Here is a 21,661-nt window from a genome sequence, read left to right on the forward strand (position 1 = left end):
TACCTACATGTCTGTACAACCAGCGGGGGTCGAACACGTCACGGTGACCGAGCCCGAGCCGGGGATCGCCGTTGTCGAACTCGCGCGTGGCAAGGTCAACGCCCTCAACACCCAGATGTACACCGAGATCGCCACCGTCTTCGACGGGTTGTCGGAGAACCCCGGCGTTCGGGTGGTAGTCCTCACCGGGCGTGGCCGAATCTTCTGTGCCGGCAACGACTTGGCGAACTTTCGAACCATGGACGGCGACAACGGAGACATCGAGATGCGCACGGTGCGACGAGCGATCTTCAGCGTCCTGGACTGCCGGCTACCTGTGGTCGGGGCCATCAACGGACCCGCGCTGGGCAGCGGTTTCGGACTCACCTCTGTCTGTGACCTGGTTGTCGCCTCTGAACGGGCCACTTTTGGACTGCCCGAGATGAACGTGGGAGTGCTCGGCGGTGGCCGATTCACTGCGCGTATGTTGCCCCAGCAGGCGATGCGGCGGATGTTCTTCACCGCTGAAGCCGTTGACGCTCAGACACTCCGCACGTGGGGAGCACCGATCGAGGTCGCAGCCCACGATGACTTTCTTGCGATCGCGATGGCGCGGGCACGATCTATCGCCGCCAAGAGCCGCCATGCGATCGTGCTGGCCAAGCAATCGCTCAACGGCTGCGAAGATCTCGACCTCAAACGCGGCTACGAACTCGAACAGACCTTCACCGTGCGACTGTCCGAGCACCCCGACTCCAAGAAGGCAGTCGAGGCCCGTATCGCCGAGATGTCGAAAGGAAAGAAGCCATGACCCCGAACCCGGGAGCAAGCGGATCCGTCGACGCACAGGTGATCGACGTCGACGCATTCTCCGAAAAATGCGTTGCGTGGCTCGACGAGCACCTCGACCGGCGGGAGACGGGGCCGGCGGTTGCGGCAGACCCGAACTACGCAATCTTCCACAACCACACCCACGACGAGGAACGCGCCCTGATCGACGCTGCCCGGGACTGGCAGCGGAAGAGGGTCGATGCCGGCTTCGGTGCCATCACCTGGGGTTCGGAATGGGGTGGCGCAGGACTGACTGCCAGCCACGAACGCGTGTACGTCGGCCTCGAGCGGCAGTACACCACTCCGGACCGTCACGAGACCGTGCTCGTCACAGTCGAATTGGTGGCGCCCACACTTCATGCGCTCGGCACCGAGGAGCAGCGACAGCGGTTCGTCCGGCCATTCCTTCGCACCGACGAACTGTGCTGCCAGCTCTTCTCCGAGCCCGGCGCCGGTTCCGATCTGGCCGGGCTGTCCACCAAAGCTGCGGCCACCGGCGACGGTTGGCGCATCAACGGGCAGAAGGTGTGGAGCTCGGGTGCACAATTCTCCGAGTGGGGCCTGCTCATCGCCCGCACCGACACCACCGTGGCCAAACACCGTGGCATGACGGCGTTCATGGTTCCGATGGACGCGCCCGGCGTTGATGTACGACCCATTCGGCAGAGTTCCGGTGGATCCACGTTCAACGAGGTCTTCCTCACCGACGTCGAAATCCCTGACTCGCTGCGCATCGGTGCCGAAGGTGACGGTTGGAAGGTCGCGCTCACCACGCTTGGCTTCGAACGCAATTCGAGCGCGGGTATCGTCAGCGCCGGCGGTAACAGCGCCGATCTGGTGCGTCTGGCAAAGAGTCTGGGCATCACCGACGATCCCCTGGTACGCCAGCAATTGGCAGACGCTGCGATCTACGAGCGCGCCTCGGCACTGATGGTGGCTCGCTACGCCGAACGTGAGCAATCCGGAGCCGTTCCAGGAGTGGAGGGTTCGATCGGCAAACTCGTCTGGACCCAGAACCTCAAGCGGATCGGCGACGCCGCCGCATCGTTCCTCGGCCCGAAGATCCTCGCCGACACCGGAGAACCGAACACGTTCGCCTGGACCGAACACCTCCTGGGCGCACCCGGCTATCGCATTGCGGGCGGCTCCGACGAGATCCAGCGAAACATCATCGGCGAACGCGGGCTCGGACTGCCCCGCGAACCACGTTAGGAGATCGGCAATGCCTCTCGAATTGACGGTCGAACAACGCGATCTCGAATCAAGCCTCCGGTCGTCGCTGGCCCGTACCGCGGCCGGCGAAGACGTCTGGGACTCGCTGCTGGAGATGGGCCTGACCGAGGTCCCGTTCCCGGAGAACTACGGCGGAGCAGGGTTCACCCTGAAGGACACCGCTGTCGTGATGGCCGAACTGGGCCGGTCACTCGGCGCCGCTCCATACTTTTCCTCGGTCATCCTGGCAGGTTTCACGCTGCTGCACGCAGGCTCGGATGCCGCCAAAACACAACATCTTCCGACCATCGCGGATGGCAGCGTGACCGCCGCACTCGTGACCGGATACCCGTTTGCGTCCACGTCGATCACCGCGTCCGGAGGTGACAACAACACAATCGTTCTCGACGGCGCTCAGGAGGCCGTGGTCGCCGGAGCCGATGCTGATCTGCTTGTCGTCGTCGCCGAGGGACCCTCGGGTCCTGAGTTGGCGGTCATCGGTGGTGACGCCGCCGGCGTAGTCCGCACTGCGCGTGAGTCACTCGACTTCACCAGACCACTCGCGCGGATCGAGTTCACCGGGGCGTCAGCACAGCGCGTCGGCGGCAACGACCTCGTAGCGGGTCTCGACAGGGCGCAGGCCATCGCCATCACGGCTCTCGCCGCCGAACAGGTGGGGGCTGCACGCGCCTGCCTGGAGATGTCTGTCGACTACGCCAAGACCCGTCAACAGTTCGGACGTGCCATCGGGTCTTTTCAGTCGATCAAACATCGACTCACCGACATGCTGGTGGCAATCGAACTGGCCGAGGCAGCTGTACTCGATGCCGCCGACGCCGACTCCCGCAGTAGCGGCGAGTTATTCGTCGCTGCCGCGACGGCCCGAGTACTTGCCTCCCGAGCCGCGACCTTCGCGGCCGAGGAGTCCGTGCAGATCCACGGCGGCATCGGATTCACCTGGGAGCACCCGTTGCACAGGTACTTCCGCCGGGCCAAGACCAGTGAGTTGCTGTTCGGCGACCCCACCGTTCACCTGGAGGCCGTTGCTTCAGCTCTCATCTAGAGCAACCCGCCTTGCCGGGCAGCGCCTGAGTTCGGCAAGGCCTTCTGGCTATGCGTACTCGTCGGGTGATGGCACCTACTCGAGGTGTTCGGACGAATCATCGTGGTCTGCGTGATCGCCCACCGCCGGTGAAGGAGCGTCGAGTTGTCGTGATTTCATCCGTTCCTCGCGTTCATCGAGTGCGGCCTGTCGTTCGTTGATCACGCGTTGCCAGGTGGCTTCGACGGTGACATCGACGTGGTGGGCGCGGTTGATCCTGGGTTGTTGATCGGGGTCGATGTATTTCGGTGGGATCCACGCCACGCGTCCGGCGTCGGGACCATCGGTGACCATGACTGTTTGCCATTGATCGTCGCCGGGTCCGATCATCGCGTGGTGCGGGATGCACGCTGGGGCCAGTTCGTCGATGTCAGTAAAGCCGCCATCGGCCCAGGCGGTGGTGTGATGGATTTCGGTCCAGGAGATCGGGTTACGACAACCCGGACTCGTACAGCCCCGGTCTTTGGCGAACAACGCCATCCGCTGGCCTTGCTGGGCAGTGCGTTTGGCCCGAGCGAAGTAGAGAACGTCCGCGGAGTGGTTGGCGAACACCGCCAACGACCACTCCGCCCGCGCCGCCAACTCCAACGCATCCTTCACGGGTACATCTACCCCGGAGGCGGTGTGGGCGATCCCCGCAGCCTCATCAAGCTGCTGCTTGGTCATCGTGACAATCACCTGCACCGGCAGGCCACGATGCGAAGTACCCAACAACCTGTACTCCAGAATCGTCTTCAAGATCGCCTTGACCGCATCATGCTGACGCTGCGCACGCGAACGGGTGTCACGCCCCGCGGCAGCCTCGAGGATTGCTGGGTCCATGCTCGGGTCGTCTGCGGCGCCGGTGGGTGAGTTCGGGTCATCAGGGTTGTTCATCCCTGGTGCTGCCCACACATCCATCACGGTTCGAAACAACGCCAATGTTGCCGGGTCCAGGTTGCCGGTAATTTTGGCCATCATGTCCAAGCCCTGGCCGCCATCAGACAAGCCCCGGTTACGTCTGCGGTCAGCGTCATCAGTGAGCGACCCGTCCGGATCCACCCGCGCCAACACTTCCCGCCCACACACCTCGAGCTCAGTCGGAGTCAACGTGCGCGCGTTGTCGGTCAGCCACGCATCGACCACGTCATACACCTCCGGCGCTGACTTGTGCGGAATCTTGTCGCGGACTTTGAGCATGACATCCATGTGCGCCAACCCAATCGCGCCCTCGGCCAACGCTTCCGCAGCGGCCGGACATTTCGGCGGCAGCACTTCGCCCTGCATCGACAACAACACACCGGCCGCATCAAGTGCTTTCAACCGCGAGGAGGCATCACCACGAGAGACCCGCAGCTCACTCATCACAAACCGATGCAACGTCGAATGACCAGCCTTACGAAACAAACCCCGATCATTCACCTCCTGCAACCGCCGAAGGCCCTGAAACGACAGTGCCCGAACAACTCTCTCGTTCACCCGCACCAACTCAGCAACCTGCACATCATCAACATCAGCCGACGACGCCCCAGCAATCCGCTGCAGCACCGCATCAAGATCGCGATACAACCCCACCAACAACGGAACCGACGGTGGATCAACCGTCACCGAACCACTCATGAAGCCCCCCAGCCCCGATGAACTACTTTCTCAAAGTCTACCGGTCAAACCCCAGATTGTCGAACGTCTGTTCGAGTAAAAGTGGCCACGTCGACTACCACCGCTACGCGGCCGGCACTCCCTCCGCCGCGAGTTGTGCTCCCGCACATACGTTCTTACGGTCCTTCGTCACCCGATCACCAGAAGCAGGTCGCCACCATCGACCTGTGCTGCACCACTGATGGGCACTCGGCTGACGGTGCCGGAGCGGGGCGCGGTGATCGCGGCCTCCATCTTCATCGCCTCGATGCTTCCCACCAATTCACCCTGCTCGATGGCGTCGCCCTCTTTGACCGACAACGTGACCACACCGGTAAACGGCGCCGGCACCTGTCCCGGATCGGTGCGATCGGCCTTTTCGGCTTCGCGAGTGGTCGTCTCGACGCTGCGGTCACGTACCTGTACCGGACGGAGCTGACCGTTGAGGATGCACAGCACGTTTCGCATGCCCTGGGCATCGGGTTCGGAGATGGCTTCCAGACCGATCAGCAACTCCACGCCGGGTTCGAGTTGCACCCGGTGCTCCTCACCTTGCCGCAGGCCGTAGAAGTATTGATTGGTCGACAACTGCGCGGTGTCTCCGAAGTTGTCGCGGTGGGTTTCGAATTCCGTTGTCGGACCGGGGAACAGCAGCCGGTTCAACGTCTCCCGCTTGACTTCGCTCGGCCCCGACAGTCCCGCAAGCTGTTGTTCCGTGAGGGGTGTGACCGCTCTTGGCTCGGCCCGACCGGCCAGCGCCCGGGACCGCAGCGGTTCTGGCCAGCCACCGGCGGGGTCGCCGAGGTCGCCGCGGAGGAAGTCGATGACCGACGACGGGATGTCATAAGAGGACGGTTCGGCTGCGAAGTCGTCCGCTGTCGCATCGGCGCCGACAAGCGCCAACGCGAGGTCGCCGACGACCTTCGACGACGGGGTCACCTTGACCAATCGGCCCAGAATCCGGTCGGCGCCGGCATAGGCCGACTCGATGTCCTCGAACCGATCGGCCAGGCCGAGCGCCGAGGCCTGCTGGCGCAGGTTGGACAGCTGCCCGCCCGGGATCTCGTGGGTGTACACGCGGCCGGTGGGAGCGGGGAGTCCTGACTCGAATGGCGCATAGTTCGAACGGATTGCGGCCCAGTAGGGTTCGAGGTCGCACACGGCGCTGAGATCGAGCCCGGTGTCACGTGTTGTGTGCTCGGTCGCGGCCACGATCGCCGACAGCGCCGGCTGACTGGTGGTGCCGGCCAACGCGGCGCTGGCGCCGTCGACGGCGTCGACACCGGCGTCCCAGGCCGCGAGGTACGTGGCCAACTGGCCGCCCGGGGTGTCATGGGTGTGGAGATGAACCGGTAGATCAAAACGTGAACGCAGTGCTGCGACAAGGGTTGCGGCGGCCGGGGGACGCAGCAGACCGGCCATGTCCTTGATCGCGAGAATGTGTGCGCCGGCCTCCACCAGTTGTTCGGCGAGCCGCAAATAGTAGTCGAGCGTGTACAGGTCCTCGTCTGGATCGGTCAGATCGCCGGTGTACGACATCGCCACTTCGGCAACAGCTGTGCCCGTGTCGCGAACCGCATCGATGGCCGGACGCATCTGATCGACGTTGTTGAGCGCATCGAAGATCCTGAAGATGTCGACACCCGTGTCTGCCGCCTCGCGAACGAACGCATGGGTCACCTCGTCGGGGTACGGCGTGTATCCCACCGTGTTCCGGCCTCGCAGCAGCATCTGTATGCAGATGTTCGGCATCGCCTCACGTAGCGCGGACAATCGCTCCCACGGGTCCTCGTGCAGAAAGCGCAGCGCCACATCATATGTCGCGCCTCCCCATGCCTCCACCGACAGCAGCTGCGGGGTCATCCGGGCGACGTAGGGCGCAACGGCGACGAGATCACGGGTTCGTACGCGCGTTGCCAGTAAGGACTGATGGGCATCTCGGAATGTGGTGTCTGTGACGGCCAGAGCCGTTGAGCGACGGAGGTCTGCGGCGAACCCCGTCGGTCCGAGGCGGAGCAGCCGATCCCGCGATCCGGCCGGAGGTGGGTTGCCGACGTCCACCGCCGGCAGCTTGTCCACGGCATATACGGTGGACGGACGCTCGCCGTGTGGCCGGTTGACGGTGATCTCTGCCAGGTAGCGGAGGATGCGAGTGCCTCGGTCCGCGGAGACGTTCTGGGTCAACAGTTCCGGGTGGTTCTCGATGAAGGACGTGTCGACCCTCCAGGCCAGGAAGTCGGGATTGTCCAGGACTGCCTGCAGGAAAGGAATGTTGGTCGCCACACCACGGACACGGAACTCGGCGATCGCCCGCCGGGCGCGGGCCGCTGCGGTGACGAAGTCGCGTCCGCGGCAGGTGAGTTTGACCAGCATCGAGTCGAAATGCGAACCGATCTCCGATCCGAGTCCGACACTGCCGTCCAATCGGACGCCTGAGCCGCCCGGTGTGCGATAGGCCGTGACCCGGCCGGTGTCGGGGCGGAATCCGTCGGTGGGATCCTCGGTTGTGATTCGGCACTGCATGGCGGCGCCGCGGATCTCGATGGAGTCCTGCGTCAGACCCAGGTCGGTCAGCAACTCACCCGACGCGATACGCAGTTGCGCCGCAACCAGATCGACATCGGTGATCTCCTCGGTGACGGTGTGCTCCACCTGGATACGCGGGTTCATCTCGATGAAGACGTGATTGCCGTATGGGTCCAGAAGGAACTCCACGGTGCCTGCGCAGGTGTATCCGATGTGCCGAGCGAACTTCACCGCGTCGGCGCAGATACGTTCGCGCAGTTCGGGATCGAGGCCTGGCGCGGGAGCCACCTCGACAACCTTCTGGTGTCGCCGCTGCAACGAGCAGTCTCGCTCGAAGAGGTGGATGACCTCGCCGCTGCTGTCACCCAGGATCTGGACCTCGATGTGCCGGGGGTTGACCACCGCCTGTTCGAGGAAGACGGTCCCGTCACCGAACGCCGTGTGCGCCTCTCTCGATGCAGCCTCGATGGAAGACCGGAGTGATTCCGGGTCGGCGACACGTCGCATTCCTCGGCCGCCGCCGCCGGCAACCGCCTTGACGAATACAGGGAAGCGCATTCCCTCCGCTGCGGCGACCAGCTCGTCGACATCATCGGATGGCGCACAGGAGGCCAGCACCGGCAGCCCGGCGGCTCGGGCGGCGGCAACAGCGTGCGACTTGTCCCCGGTCAGCCGGAGTATGTCGGCGGACGGGCCGACGAAGGTGATCCCCGCAGCTGCACAGGCAGCGGCCAGATCCGGATTCTCGGAGAGGAACCCGTATCCGGGGTAGATCGCGTCGGCACCAGCACGTTGTGCGGCCGAGATGATCTCGTCGACAGAGAGGTAGGCGCGAACGGGATGGCCCGGTTCACCGATTTGATACGCCTCGAACCCTTTGGCGCGATGGGCCGAGTTGCGGTCTTCGTAGGGGTAGACGGCAACCGTCGACGCACCCAGTTCAACGGCGGCACGAAATGCGCGGACCGCGATCTCGCCACGGTTGGCGACCAGGACCTTTGTGAACATGGGCGTTCCTCTCTTGTCGGGACGATGCCGGGAACGGCGAATCACACCGCACGGGCAGGCACGGTGTGGCGAGGTATGTGAGCTGAGTCTCTCATGTTTTAGCATCACTTACTAGATGGGCAGTCAAGTTAGTCAGATTCGGCTGTCGCCTGAGAATGTTGCTCAACTTGCTGCGCAATATCTCTGTACATGTTTCTATTTGGGCGACGTTTCTATAGTGTGACTTGAAATACAGTCCGTCAGCCGCCTTCAGGAGGACTCGATGAGCAACGCGCCACGCGCCGACCACTGGATCACCGATTGGGAGTTCAGTGAGCGCTACCCCGTCTACACGCGGGCCAACGCGGGAGAGGTCCTGCCCGACCCGTCGAGTCCGCTGAACGTGACACTCGTGTGGAACAAGGGTCTCAACATCGGGTGGCGCGAAGGCTACGTCGAGCACCTCGGAACCCACCTGGCCTCCGAGATCGACGAGACGATGCCCGAGATCATCGGCAACTTCGGCGGCTACCACTACACCAACTTCTCGATGACCGAGCTCAACGGCGCTCGCCTACCTGGCCTGACCGTGCCGGTGTGGAACCGCCTCTGGGTGGGCGACCACCCCGACCTACCTGAGTACGAGCCGAAGCCGGGCCACGAGAACGCTGAACTGACCGCGGGTCTTGCCGAGAAGACCGCGTGGGCATTGACCACCGATACGTATCCCGAAGCCGAAGAGACCAAGCGCCGCGCCGACCTCGCGCGCGAGCAGCGTCCTGACCTCAGCGCCCTGAGCGATCAGGAATTGGTCGACCACGCACGATCATTCGTTCCCGACCTGGTCTTCTGCTACGCCTACCACCCGGTCACCACCACACTGTCCACGATGGGACCGGCAGTGGCCGGCGCCCTGCTCGAGTCCATCGGTGAGAGCGACAAACTCGGCGATCTGCTGAGCGGATTGGGCGGTGTCGACTCGGCCGCTCCGTCTTTCGCAATGTGGAAGATGGGCCGCCTTGTCGCTGCCTCAGACGAACTGACCACCATCTTCGACGGTGGTCTCGCCACTGTGCTCGACGCGGTCGACGCCAGTGATTCCCCCGATGCCAAGCAGTTCCGCATCGACTTCGACGACTTCCTGTACAAGTACGGTTCCCGGGCACCGAACGAATGGGACATCCGTTCGGACAGCTGGGAGACCAAACCTGTTCTCGCACTGATGGCGATCAACGGCATGCGTCTGAGCCCCGACGATGCCGATCCAGAGCTGATCCTCGAGCGCAACCAGGCCAAGCGCATCGCGCTCACGGCCGAGCTCGCCGACAAGATGCCCGATGCAGACACCCGCCAGAGCTTCCTCGACGCAGCCAAGTCGATCACCAAGTTCATGCCATGGCGCGAACGGACCAAGACATCGTGCGTCAAGGTGATGGGTGAGATGAGAGCGGCCCTTTACGAATTGGGGCACCGCATGGTCGCTCGCGGGGTGATGGACGACCACCACGACATCACCATGCTGCTCGACACCGAGCTCGACGACTTCGCTGCCGACCCCGAGTCGTTCTCGGCCACCATCGCCGAGCGCCGCGAGCAATACCTGCAGTTGTTCGACCTGGAACCGCCGTTCTTCCTGTTCGAGCCGCTCCCCTTGTCACAGTGGCCGCGCCGGACCGAACACAAATCGGAACCCGCCCTGCCGGGTGACACTCTGAGCGGCGTGGGTGGCGCTCCGGGCGTGAGCCGGGGCCGAGCTCGAGTACTTCACGACCCCTATGACGCAGGCGATCTAGCAGAGGGCGACATCATCGTCGCACCGCAGACGGACCCGGCCTGGACCCCGTTGTTCGTCTTTGCCGGTGGCGTGGTGGTGAACGTCGGGGCCACCATCACCCACTCGTCGATCGTCTGTCGCGAACTGGGCATTCCCTGTGCGGTCTCGGTCCAGGATGCGACCGCACGCATCCCCGACGGCGCGATGATCGAGGTGGACGGCAACACCGGGACAGTGACCGTACTGTGACCCTGAAGGTCGGTCTCACCCTCCCCCAGCTCGGAGAACACGTCGACGCGACGGCGGTGCGCGACTTCGCCGTTGCCGCAGAGGAACTGGGGTTCAGCAGCCTGTGGGTTCAGGAGCACCTGTTCTACCCAGAGCAGAACGAATCGATCTACGGCGGCAGGCACACCACCACCGTCCACCCGGCCTACCGCTCGGTGCTCGGCGCCACCGAGCTCATGGCGTTTGTTGCCGCGTGCACGCAGAAGGCGATGATCGGCAGCAGCATCCTGGTGGCCGGGTATCACCGACCCATCGAATTGGCTCAGCGTCTTTCGACGCTCGACGTGCTGTCCGGCGGTCGACTGGTCGCCGGGCTCGGCGCGGGCTGGTCAGACGAAGAGCACGGACAGATGGATGTGGATCCGCGCACACGCGGACGACGGATGAGCGAGTTGGTCGCGGCCGTCCAGGCATGTTGGGGCCCCGACCCTGTCGAGTTCTCAGGCGACTTCTTCAACATCCCCAGGTCGGTGGTTCGGCCCAAGCCGGTGCAGCAGCCACACCCCCGCTGTTGTCCGGGCTGCGTTCGGCCGCCGGATTGGCCCGTACCGCAGCAATGTTCGACATCTGGAATCCCAGCAGCGGCACCGCAGAGGCGTTGCTCGATCGACTGCAGACCATGCGCGAGGTACGGCCGGATCAGGTCGCCCCCGTACGCCTCTTCTTGCGCTCGTACCTGCAGCGGCCGACCGATGCGGTCGGTTCCGGTGGCCAGGGTGTCGACGGCGTCCGCCGCGACATCCGGACGGCAGTCGCTGCCGGAGCCGAACAATTCATCGTCGAGATCAATTTCTGGGACGAGATGCGGTCCACCCGAGACTGGGCACAGGCACCCGCCCGGCTGGCCACCTTGCTCGAGTCCGCCGAAGAAGAGTCGGCAGCAGCACAATTGGCGAAGGAGAGTGTGTAAGTGAAGGCAGCGGTGTGGGCCGGCGATGGCCCCGACCTCACGATTGAAGACATCCCCCGACCCGAGCCACGCCGTGGCGAGATCCTTCTCAAGGTCACCGCCTGCGGCGTGTGCCACACCGACCTGCACGTGCTCAAGTCGGAGGTGAAGTTCCCGGCACCCGCCGTACTCGGGCACGAGGTCTCCGGCGTGGTGGAGCAGATCGGCGATGGCGTGGACAACGTCGCTGTCGGCGACCGGGTTGTCTGCAGCTTCATCATGCCCTGTGGCGACTGTCGGCACTGCGTGCGCGGACTGGAGGACCTGTGCGAGAAGTTCTTTGCGCACAACCGACTGAACGGCACTCTTTACGACGGCGAGACCCGGCTGGCGCGCGAGGACGGTACGTCACTTGCGATGTACTCGATGGGCGGTTTGGCGGAGTTCTGCGTGGTCCCGGCTTCTGACGCCTTCAAGGTGCCGGATGGTGTGGGCCTCGGTGAGGTGTCGATTCTGGGATGCAGCTCGTTCACCGCGCTGGGTGCGGTCAACAATGCAGAGCTCGAACTCGGCGACCGCATCGCAGTGATCGCTGCCGGAGGAGTGGGGTCGTCGATCGTACAGTTCGCGGCGGCCGCCGGAGTGGCGCAGATCATCGCCATCGACGTCAGCGACGAGAAGCTCAAAGCCGTTGCCGCACTTGGTGCCACCCATACCATCAATTCCAGCACCACCGACGTGGTCGCCGAGGTTCGGGCGCTGACCGACGGCCACGGTGTTGACGTGGCCTTCGAGGCGTTGGGCAACAAACACACGTTCGCCACGGCAATGGAGATCCTCGACGACGGTGGTCGCGCCGTGGTGGTCGGCATCGCCCCCGCCGGCTCCGCAGGAGAGATCGACCTCGCCCGACTGGTTCGCCGCAAGCTGGAGATCCACGGTTCGTATGGAGCCAAGGCACGGCGGGACATGCCGGCCCTGCTTCGGATGGTCTCGGGCGGCATCGTCGAGCCCGAGCGCGTCATCACCCGTCGGTACACGCTCGAGCAGGCGGACGAAGCGTACAAAGCTCTCGCGCGCGGTGAGATCGTGGGACGAGCAATCATCGAGATGCCGTCATGACCGAAGCCGAGAACGGTTCGGTTGCAACCGGACTCGTCGCGGTTGTGACAGGCGCTGCCTCCGGCATCGGCCGGGCCGCCGCCGAGCTGATCCTCGAACGCGGCGGTCGCGTGGTCGCGTTCGACCGGTCTGCCGACAGCCTGGACTGGCTCAGCGACAACGACCACGCAGTGCCCTTCGTCGGCGACGTCACGCTGAGCGTCGACAACCGCGACGCGATGTCGGTGGCCGTCGAATCGTTCGGGACCCTCGATGCGCTGATCCTGAATGCCGGAGTTCCGGCGTCGGGTTCGATCGAGACCCTCGACATGGATGTCTTCGACCGGTCGATCGACGTCAATCTCCGAGCGGTGGCCCTCGGTATCCGCGAATCGATCCCCTTCTTCCGCCGGGCAGGCGGCGGCTCCGTGGTGATCACCTCGTCCGCCACCGCCATGGGCGGAGAGCCCAACCGGTGGCCCTATGCAGCGGCCAAGGCGGGCGTCGTCAATCTCGCCAAGTCACTGGCGCTGGACCTGGCCAACGACTCGATCCGGATCAATTGCGTCTGTCCGGGGCCCATCAGCACGGGCATGACCAAACGCATCGAAGAGAACACGCCGGAGCGGTACGAGTCGCTCAAAGCCATGGTGCCGCTGCACCGTTGGGGTACCGCACGCGAGGTCGCCGAGGTGATCGCGTTCCTCGCCTCACCGCTGGCGTCGTTCGTGACGGGAACCGCGATCCCGGTCGACGGCGGCGCCACCTGCGGGAGCGGCCAGACCGTTCCGATCCCCGCTCGCTGACCTCAGTTGCCTGGTGACGGCGTGGTCGGCATGCTCGTTGAACTCGGAGCCACCGCGGAGGACGGTGCCGCTGCCGGGTCGGCCCCCGGCACCGATCCCTCGCCGTAGAACACCGGCATGATGGCCTTGAGAATCGTCAGCGCCGAACCCTCGCCGGTGGGCACAGTGGCAAGATTGGTGCCGATAGTGATCGTCAGTCCACTGCTCGGGTCGTGGCCCATGAATGTCATGAACCCTGGGATCTGCCCGTCGTGTCCGGTCAGCTCGGGACCGAACCGGGCGATGCCCAGCCCGTAACCGGCAGCGGCAGGGTTGTCCGGAACGGTCGGGGTGATACTGGACAGCCGAATCTGCTGCATCTGCTGATCGAGCAGACCCCCACCCACCAACGCACGAACGTAGGTGGACAGATCGCGCATGGTCGAGATCGCTCCACCCGCCGTCCACGCCCACGACGGGTTCGCGTCGGTTTCATTGTTGGGCTTGAGTGTTCCGTTCAGCGCCAAAGGCTGCTCGGCAGCGGGCAGTTCGTAGGTGTTGATCGTCGACACATTGGTCCCGAAGGAGTAGCCGTTGGGGTGTGGGTCCGGGATGGCGGCATCCGCGGGTGGCGGCAACGAGGTGTTCTTCAGTCCCAGCGGCTCAAAGATCCTCTCGGAGAACGCCGCCGATGCGGTCTTCCCGGTGAGCTGCTCGATCAGCAACCCCAGAAGGACGATGTTGGTGTTGCAGTAGTCGAACCGTGCCCCCGGTTCGAACTGCACCTCGTGAGAGAAGGCGATGTCGAGGAGTTCCTGAGGTTGCCACACCTTGCCGGGATCAGCGTCGAGCGTTGCGTTGAAGCCGGGGTCGAGGGTGTAGCTGTACAGCCCACTACGCATCTCGGACAGCTGGGCCACGGTGATGCGATCGCCCATCGGGACCCCGGGAATGTACTTTCCGATCGGATCGTCGAGAGCAAGCTTGCCTTCCTGCACCAGTTGCAGGATCACCGTCGACGTCATCGTCTTGGTGTTGCTCCCGACCCGGAAATGGTCGTCGACGGTCATCGGATCGTTCGCTCCGATGGTGCGTGTTCCGAAGGCTTGGGCCCAGTCACCGTGTCCAGGCCAACTGACCGTCACCACGGAACCAGGAATGACGTTGTCTGCCATGGTCTTCTCGATCAGCGGCGTCAGCTCGGCGGCGAACGCCGGCGCAGCCGAACTCGGACTCGTGGCCGCCGCCGAACCGGCGGGCGGCGATGTCGACGACTGCGAATTGCTGTCGGAGGACGTACACGCTGTGGCGATGACACACACCGCGGCGAGTGAAGTTCCCATGAGCTTGCCGGTACGAATCATCTGCGTCTCTCATCCAGGTCGAATCATCGGGAGACTACCTGGTGTTCAACGATTCCACTACGAAACCCTGGGTGAATTCGCCTGCGCTCACCGTCGCGAGGGATATTACCTCTTGGGGTCCACCAGAACTTTTGCGTGACGACTCTTTCCCGAATCCAGTTCGGCGAACATGGGTACCAGCTCATCGAGGCCGATGGTGCCCGTGTGCAGGGAGCGCACATCCACCCGGCCGGCGGCGATGAGTGTCATGGCGCCGAGGAAGTCCTCGTGCGAATACGCCAGGGAACCGATCACCGTCAGCTCGCGACTCTGCCAGTCTCCGTAGCTCACCGAAGAATTGGTACCCGGGTAGCCCAGCAATGCGAGAGTTCCGCCTCGACGGACCAGTTCGGCCGAGGGCTGGAGCAATTCGGCCACGCCTGTGCATTCGAAGAGCACATCCGCGCCCAGTCCATCGGTGGCCTCCGCGAGCAGCGCCTTCAGATCGCCCGGCTCGACCACCTCGGTGAACCCCAGATCGACGGCCGCCGAGCGCCGAGCGGGCGAAGGCTCGCTCACGATGATCCTGCCGGCACCCGCCACCCTCGCATGCTGGGCGGTGAGCAGACCGATCGGTCCCGCTCCCTGCACCACCACGGCGGCACCGAGGCGAATACCGGCGCGCTTGACCGCGTGGAAGGTGACGGTGGCCGGCTCCATCAGGGCCGCCTCCTCGTCGGAGATCGTGTCCGGGATCGGAATGGCCCTGCGCGCAGACACTTTGAGCCTGGTCGCGAACCCGCCGTGCACAGGGGCATCGTCGGTGATCCCGTTGGCTTCGGCGAACGCGAGGTCGCAGTGAGCCGCATGCCCGGCGCGACATTGAGCGCACTGGCCACACGCCGGCCCGACACCGGCGACCACACGTTGTCCGACCGAGAGTCCGGTGACCTCCTCACCGACCGCGCTGATCGTGCCCATCCACTCGTGTCCGAAGACGGCAGGCGGCAGGCCGGCGGATGCGTAGCCGTGGGTATCGGTGGCGCAGATGCCGCAATAGCCGATGTCCACGACCACGCCGTTCGGCGCTGGGACCGGGTCGGACTCCAGCGCGGTTTCTGCTGTCTGCGGCGCCACCATGTGTACGTACTTGTTCTGTCCGTCGGTAACCATGCTTTTCACTTCCCGCTCATGCGCTCGACCACGGGCGCAAACTGTTCGTAGGCCCTATCGCCGATCGTAAAGTAGGAGAATCCGAACTCCTCGCGACGTTGTTCGAGCTGCTCGCAGATGTCATCGACGGACCCGACGAGAGCATGCGGAAATGCCCGGAGCTCGGGTCGGCTGAAGCCGGTTCGATCGATCAGGGCGTCTTCGGTGATGTCGGTCTTGCCCTCGATCGCCACGAAATAAGCGCCGGTCTCGATCTCGATGTCTCCGAACCGATCGCCGGCGCCGTCCCGAACCCAGCCCATCTTCTTGTGGGTCTCTTCGACGGTGGAGGTGAGCACACTGTCCGAACCCAGGACACCCGAACGGTTGTTGAAGTTGATGCTAACGATGTCGGCGGTCCTACCGGCGAGCGTCAGGACCCGGCGAGCGCCGCCTCCGACCATGATCGGGGGCGCGGTCTCGGGTACGGGGAGCGGAGCGAACCCCGCGGCCTTGACGATCTTGCCGTCCACGTCGATCTGTTCGCCGCGAAACTGCTGGGCGATGAGTTCGATCGTCTCCTCGAGACGGTCCACCCGAGATCCCGCCGAAGGGAAATCGATACCCATGGCTTCGTATTCGGCCCCGAGCCATCCCGCTCCCAACCCGATCTCGATCCGGTCGGGCGCGAACATCGCAAGCGTTGCAGCCTCTTTGGCCAGCACAACCGGTTCGTGGTAGCTGGTGCAGAACATTCGGCACCCCACCTTCAGGGTCTCGGTCACCTCGGCCGCGACAGCCATGCTCGTGATCGGGGCCATCGTCACCGGCCGATGGCCGGTGGGGTCCAGGGCAGCGCCCGGTCCGATGTAGTGATCTGAGACGTGTAGCGCCGAATAGCCCATGTCCTCGACCTTGTGGGCCACGTCGCGCCACTCTTTGCCGGTGTTCGCGCGGTAGACCTGCGCAGCGAATCGAAACGGGCGGGTCTGGTGTGTCATGACTTCCACTTTCGTCCTGTTGTGTGTTTCTGTCGTCCAGATGGGCCGATGGGCTTGTTGGTCTGGTGGCCTGAACGGTCCGGGGTCGGTTCGGGTCAGTGACCCGCAGCTGCCGTTCGGTCACGGTCCAGGTACTCGAAGAGTTCACGAGCAGCGGCACCCAGCTCGGCCGCCCACCCACGGGGATCGGCGGAGCCGCGGTCAGACGGCGCCTCGACACTGATCGCGGCCGTCGGCGGCAATGCGCGGACCAGATCGGCCAACGGCAGCACCCCCTGACCGGGCGCCAGCCGGTGCTGGCGCGCTTCGGTGATCGCTGCGTTCTCATCCGTGGCCGGTTCGGCCGAAAGTGCGTCGCACAACTGGCAATAGGGGAACAGGTCCGGCGACTGCCTTGCGATGTCGTCGATCGGCGTGCCGGCCCGGGCAACGTGCAACGCGTCGAGCAGGATGCCCGAGCCGCCGTCACCCGCGTCGGCCAGGAAGCGAGCCGCGGCATCCATGTCGCGGACGGCACTGAAGATCATCGGTTCGAGGCAGCACCGCAGACCATGATCGGCGGCGGCAGCCGCGAGTTCACCGAACAGCGTGGTCGCCCGCTGGTAGTCGTCGTCGAGAACGGTCACGAGCAAGTACGACGCCGACAAGGCCTGTCCGGCCTCGAGCACATGCATCCAGTCCTCGCGCGAGCTGCCCGGGTGCAGTTTGATCACCTCGGCATCGAGGACGCGCATTCCGTTGTCGTGCAACGCCTGCCTGGTGTCGCGGAGAAGAGCCGAACCCTCCAGCAACTGGAACCCGCGGTCTCGTGGTGTCTGTGCCACCCGGAGTCCGACTGCGTTGAAGCCCGCCGCCGCGGCGTTCTCGATGAACTGGGGCGGCGGCACCTGAATCGCCGAGAGGTGTGACAACGACAGGATTCGTTGCTGTGGAGGCTGTTCCATACGGGTTCCGATCGTTCGGGCGTCTCACCGGTCGCGCGGAAGTGCCCGGGGCATGGTGCTCGCCCCGGGCAGTTCCTCACCTACACAGAGATCACTTCTTCCAGAGGGCCTTGAACTGGTCCTGGTAGTCGGCGACTCCGACATAGAAGCCGGTCTTGTCGTCGATCACCGCCGATCCGATGTTGTCCTTGTTGAGGAGCTGGGTCGGCAGGAACGCATCGTCGGCGGGCTTCAGGTCGTCGCCGTTGAACGAGCGGGCCAGCATGTCCAGTACGCGCCATCCGAGGATCTGCACGGGGAAACCGACCCACACGCTGTTGTCACCGTCTTCGAGCGACTTCAGGTTGTCCGGTGTGGGGGTCTGACCGGCAAAGGTCACCTGGTCTTGCAGGCCGGCACCGCGCAGTGCAGCGTCCACACCGAGCACGAGGTCACCGAACGAGAAGACCGCGTAGTTGATGTTCGGGTCTCTCTGCAGCGTGCTGACCACGCTCTGAGGGGTCTTGGTACCGAGGTCGGTGACCTGCTGATTGACCATCTCCACCTTGCAGCCCGGGCACTGCGCCTTCATCTGCGCGGTGAAGGCATCGGTGAAGACGTTGAGGATCGGGTAATCGGTGATCGTGAAGACCGCGACGTTCGCATCGCCTTCACTGTCGACGACAACCTGGCTGGCCACCATCTTTCCCCACTCCTGCACCTGCGCAGTTCCATCCAAGGATGTGGAGATCACGCCGGGGATCGGCTCGTCACCGACACTGTCGGCGATCACGGTGATCCCGGCCGCCTTCGCGGACTCGATCTGCTTGCTCAGCATCGACACCGGGGTGCCGGAGAAGTGGATGGCATCCGGCTTCAGCGCAATGGCCTGATCCATCGCCTTGGGTGCGGCCTCTGCGTCGGTTCCCATGATGATCCGCTGGTACCGCCAGCCGAGCAGATCGGCAGCCTGCTGGATGGCGTCGTCCTTGGCACTCGAGATCGGTTGCGGGGTCTCGATGCTGATGACGTACTTGCCCGCTTCGGGGGCTTTGCTCAGCGGGGTGTCGAGCACGAGGTTGGTCGGCGCGGCCTCGTACTGATCGGTCACCGCCTGCGCGGCGGCGATGTCTGCCGGCTGGCTGGAGCCGCCGTCGTCGCTGCTGCTACACGCGGTGGCGAGCAGACTCGCGGAGACAACGGCAACGAACGCCTTTGTCCAGGTTGTCGTTTTCACATGCATTCCTTTCGAGGGGTGGCCGATAGGCCGGGTGGAGAAGACGTTCGGAGACCGGGCCGTCAGGCGCGACGGGCGGTACGGGCCGCCAGGGCGACGGCGACGATGAGGGCGAGACCGTTGAAGAGGTCGTTGACGTAGCTGGGCGCACCTGCGAGCTGCAACCCCTTGACGCCCGTCGCCAGGAGGTAGATGGCGATCAGCGTGCCGAGCACGTTGACTCTTCCGGCCCGGATCTGAGTGGAACCGAGGAACACCGCGGAGAACGCCGGCAACAGATAGGAGGGTCCGATGTCAGGTGCGGCGGTCCCCAGTTTGGCAGCCAGGATGACACCGGTGAGGGCCGCGACGGTCGCCGAGGTGACCAACGCGCCGAACATGATTCGTTCCACCCGTAGTCCGGCGAGCCTGGCCGCCTGGCGATTGCCACCGGTGGCGTACAGGTACCGGCCGAGGGGAGTCTTTTCCAAGATCACGTACATCACGGCGGCGACGGCGATCATGTAGAAGAACGGAAGGGGCAGTCCGAGAAAGGGCTTGCTGCCCAGATCGAGGAAGCCGTCGGTGAAGCCCTCGGTGATCTGCTTTCCGTCGGTGACCCAATATGTGCCTGCCAGAAGGATGCTGGACATACCAAGGGTCGCGATGAAGGAGTCGACGTGGAGTTTGACCACCACGAACCCGTTGACCGCACCGATCAGGGCCCCGCAGAGCAAGGTGGTGATGATCGCGATCGGTGCACTGATCCCCTTGGACAACTGGTACGAGACCATCGCCACCGAGAAGCCCATCACGCCGGCGATCGAGAGGTCGAAGACTCCCGCCGCCAGGGGAACGATCAATCCGATCGCCAACATAGCGGTGATCGCCTGGTCGCCGGCGATGATCCGGAAGTTGCCCTCGGTCATGAACGTGTCGGGGATCCAGATCGCGAACAGCACGATGATGGCAACCCACACATAGATTCCGCTGAACCGGTCGAGACCGAGGTTGATCTTGCGCTTGCCGCGCCCGGCTTGATGACCGCCCGTGGGCGGTGGACCCTTGGTGATGTCGCCGTCTCTTCAGGGGATTGTGTTGTCATGGTGTTCCTTTCACCGACGTGGTGCCCGGAGGTAGAGGAGGTGTCGCTGCGGCGGATCGGGCATCGGGTCCGCTGCGATGCCGCGAGACGGCGGCCGCGGAGGGCTCAGGACTCGGCGAGTGCGGGCTTCTTGAGAGTGGAGGCGGTCAGTCGATCGGGTTCGATGCGCGGCCGGCGCAGATCGTCCACGACCCGTCCGGCGGACAGGACGATCACGCGGTCGCACAGCCTCGTCAATTCACCGTGGTCGGTGGAGACCACCAGGACGGCGGCACCCTTCTCCGCGGCGTCGTCGATCAGCGCATGGATGTCGGCTTTGGCGCCGATGTCGACCCCTTGGGTGGGCTCGTCGAGTAGGAGTACACGCGGATTGCGCCGCAGCCAGCGTGCCAGCATGACCTTCTGCTGGTTGCCACCGCTGAGGGTGCCGAGGGCCCGCTCGGTGTCACCGGTTGGGCGTACCCCGAGGCGTTCGAGCCACGTTGCGACATCGGACTTCTCACGTCCTGCACGGAGCCAGCCACCGCTGGTGTACGCCCACGGGTCGGCCACGGACACGTTCTCGCGCAACGATGCGGTCGCGAACGCGGCGTTGCTGAGACGTTCGGCGGGAACACAGCCCATCCCTGCCGACATCGCGAGATCGGGACGGCCCTGCTCGATGACCTTGCCATCGACAGTCACCGCGCCTGCGCGGCTCTCGCCGCCGAACAGCGCCGGGACGATGTGTTCGCGGCCCGAACCGGTGATCCCGGCGATTCCGAGGACCTCTCCGGGATGGATCGCAAAGCTGAGCTCGTGTGCGGCACCACAGGTGAGTGCATCGACCTCGAGCGCAGGCGCTCCGGCATGTGTTGTCTCTTCGGGCTCGGCGAGGAACTCCTCGACTCGGCGGCCGATCATCAGTTCCACCAGACCGGGTTCATCGAGCCCCTCGAGGGGGCGTGTGGTGACGACTTTGCCATCGCGCATCACGGTGACGCTGTCGCACAGCGAGAACACCTCTCCGAGGTGGTGCGAGACGAACAGTACGGCCACACCGCGGTCGCGGATCTTTCGGACCAGGTCGAACAATCGAACCGCCTCGGCCGCAGGCAGATTGGCGGTCGGTTCGTCGAGCACGAGAATGTGGGTGTCGCCGCTGCGGCCCTGGACCGCGCGTGCGACGGCCAGCATGGTCCGCTCGCTCATGGTGAGCGCACCGGCCAGTTTCTTGAGGTTCAGGTCGAACCCGAGTTCTGCGAGCGCTTCCTTGGCCTGGGCCCGTTCTGCGCGGTTGTCGATGGTACCGACCGCAGTGCGCTTGTAACCGTGGCCCAGAGCGAGGTTGTCGACGACATCCAGACTCTCGACGAGGCCCAGTTCTTGGTGCACAAAACGCAGCCCGGCCGCCTCCCCACCACCGGGGACTCCGAGGTGCAGCTCATTTCCCGCCACGGTGATCTTCGCACCGTGGTCCGGATCATGGTATCCGGCAAGAACTTTGATCAGTGTCGACTTGCCGCACCCGTTTTGCCCCACCAGTCCACGGATTTCGCCGGGGGCAAGCGAGAGATCGACACCATCGAGGGCTCGTTGGCCGCCGAAAGTCTTCGAGAGGCCGCTGATGCTGAGCGCGTCTGTCATGTTGGCCTACCTACGTGAGGAGAGTTACTTGAACATCACTTGTGTTACCTGGATCATAGTGAAGTATGTACATGGATATGTCCAGCGTTTGCGCAATTTGTTATTTTCGGCTCTGACCGGCAGATTCATGCACACTGCGGCGGTTGTCCCGCGCCACCGCCGTCAACCCGATGTCATCGAGACAACATGTATCTACAGTCAGAT

General features: G+C 64.3%; 16 protein-coding genes and 1 pseudogene. 8 read left to right on the forward strand and 9 right to left on the reverse strand.

Translation table 11 applies throughout. The features are described 5' to 3' along the window. Nucleotides 1–7 precede the first annotated feature (7 nt). Genes MVA47_RS02810 through MVA47_RS02820 form a run of 3 tightly spaced genes read left to right on the forward strand, consistent with a single transcriptional unit; the run spans nt 8 to nt 3,085 of the window. On the forward strand, nt 8–790 hold the full coding sequence (locus MVA47_RS02810) for an enoyl-CoA hydratase-related protein (protein ID WP_247206579.1): 783 nt from the start codon (nt 8–10) through the stop codon (nt 788–790). Then, nucleotides 787–2,022: an acyl-CoA dehydrogenase family protein gene (locus MVA47_RS02815; RefSeq protein ID WP_247206580.1), complete on the forward strand. Its 1,236-nt coding sequence runs from the start codon at nt 787–789 to the stop codon at nt 2,020–2,022. Before MVA47_RS02810 ends, MVA47_RS02815 begins: the two co-directional genes overlap by 4 nt. A gap of 10 nt (nt 2,023–2,032) precedes the next feature. After that, on the forward strand, nt 2,033–3,085 hold the full coding sequence (locus tag MVA47_RS02820; RefSeq protein WP_247206581.1) for an acyl-CoA dehydrogenase family protein: 1,053 nt from the start codon (nt 2,033–2,035) through the stop codon (nt 3,083–3,085). A gap of 75 nt (nt 3,086–3,160) precedes the next feature. On the opposite strand, the gene MVA47_RS02825 is transcribed toward MVA47_RS02820, so the two are convergent. Together MVA47_RS02825 and MVA47_RS02830 are read right to left on the reverse strand one after the other, a co-directional pair. Continuing rightward, on the reverse strand, nt 3,161–4,723 hold the full coding sequence (locus tag MVA47_RS02825; protein WP_247206582.1) for an HNH endonuclease signature motif containing protein: 1,563 nt from the start codon (nt 4,721–4,723) through the stop codon (nt 3,161–3,163). Between the two features lie 168 nt (nt 4,724–4,891). Next, entirely contained in the window at nt 4,892–8,275 is a 3,384-nt protein-coding gene (locus MVA47_RS02830) for a pyruvate carboxylase (RefSeq protein ID WP_247206583.1), read from the reverse strand. 262 nt (nt 8,276–8,537) lie between these two features. Between MVA47_RS02830 and MVA47_RS02835 the strand changes: the two genes are divergently transcribed. The 5 genes and pseudogenes from MVA47_RS02835 (at nt 8,538) to MVA47_RS02855 (ending at nt 13,112) form a co-directional block, all read left to right on the forward strand. Further along, the gene (locus MVA47_RS02835; RefSeq protein WP_247206584.1) at nt 8,538–10,277 is read left to right on the forward strand and encodes a PEP-utilizing enzyme; all 1,740 of its coding nucleotides are present in this window, start codon (nt 8,538–8,540) and stop codon (nt 10,275–10,277) included. 56 nt (nt 10,278–10,333) lie between these two features. Next, nucleotides 10,334–10,768 (forward strand): annotated as a pseudogene (locus MVA47_RS02840) (LLM class flavin-dependent oxidoreductase); the annotation flags it as partial. 59 nt (nt 10,769–10,827) lie between these two features. Further along, complete coding sequence (locus MVA47_RS02845) at nt 10,828–11,226, forward strand: hypothetical protein (protein WP_247211083.1); 399 nt, start codon at nt 10,828–10,830, stop codon at nt 11,224–11,226. Next, nucleotides 11,227–12,327 (forward strand): zinc-binding dehydrogenase, encoded by a 1,101-nt coding sequence (locus tag MVA47_RS02850; protein WP_247206585.1) that lies wholly within the window; start codon nt 11,227–11,229, stop codon nt 12,325–12,327. Continuing rightward, the gene (locus MVA47_RS02855) at nt 12,324–13,112 is read left to right on the forward strand and encodes an SDR family NAD(P)-dependent oxidoreductase (RefSeq protein ID WP_247206586.1); all 789 of its coding nucleotides are present in this window, start codon (nt 12,324–12,326) and stop codon (nt 13,110–13,112) included. Before MVA47_RS02850 ends, MVA47_RS02855 begins: the two co-directional genes overlap by 4 nt. A 2-nt stretch (nt 13,113–13,114) precedes the next feature. Here the strand turns inward: MVA47_RS02855 and MVA47_RS02860 are convergent, their stop codons facing one another. The 7 genes from MVA47_RS02860 to MVA47_RS02890 all read right to left on the reverse strand — a co-directional run bounded on the left by MVA47_RS02860 (nt 13,115) and on the right by MVA47_RS02890 (nt 21,457). After that, nucleotides 13,115–14,434 (reverse strand): serine hydrolase, encoded by a 1,320-nt coding sequence (locus tag MVA47_RS02860; RefSeq protein WP_247206587.1) that lies wholly within the window; start codon nt 14,432–14,434, stop codon nt 13,115–13,117. Nucleotides 14,435–14,560: 126 nt separating this feature from the next. Next, nucleotides 14,561–15,607, reverse strand: a complete 1,047-nt coding sequence (locus MVA47_RS02865) for a zinc-binding dehydrogenase (protein WP_247210541.1) — start codon at nt 15,605–15,607, stop codon at nt 14,561–14,563. A 5-nt stretch (nt 15,608–15,612) separates the two neighbouring features. Next, entirely contained in the window at nt 15,613–16,587 is a 975-nt protein-coding gene (locus MVA47_RS02870; RefSeq protein ID WP_247206588.1) for a TIGR03621 family F420-dependent LLM class oxidoreductase, read from the reverse strand. A 95-nt stretch (nt 16,588–16,682) separates the two neighbouring features. Then, a complete protein-coding gene (locus tag MVA47_RS02875; RefSeq protein ID WP_247206589.1) occupies nt 16,683–17,531 on the reverse strand; it encodes a sugar phosphate isomerase/epimerase in 849 nt (282 codons plus the stop codon). 91 nt (nt 17,532–17,622) lie between these two features. After that, a complete protein-coding gene (locus MVA47_RS02880; RefSeq protein ID WP_247206590.1) occupies nt 17,623–18,747 on the reverse strand; it encodes a sugar ABC transporter substrate-binding protein in 1,125 nt (374 codons plus the stop codon). Nucleotides 18,748–18,809: 62 nt separating this feature from the next. Further along, complete coding sequence (locus tag MVA47_RS02885; protein ID WP_247206591.1) at nt 18,810–19,706, reverse strand: ABC transporter permease; 897 nt, start codon at nt 19,704–19,706, stop codon at nt 18,810–18,812. Nucleotides 19,707–19,936: 230 nt separating this feature from the next. After that, complete coding sequence (locus MVA47_RS02890) at nt 19,937–21,457, reverse strand: sugar ABC transporter ATP-binding protein (RefSeq protein WP_247206592.1); 1,521 nt, start codon at nt 21,455–21,457, stop codon at nt 19,937–19,939. Nucleotides 21,458–21,661: the final 204 nt, after the last annotated feature.

Origin of the sequence: Williamsia sp. DF01-3 (genome assembly GCF_023051145.1) — a bacterium.
Classification (GTDB): domain Bacteria; phylum Actinomycetota; class Actinomycetes; order Mycobacteriales; family Mycobacteriaceae; genus Williamsia.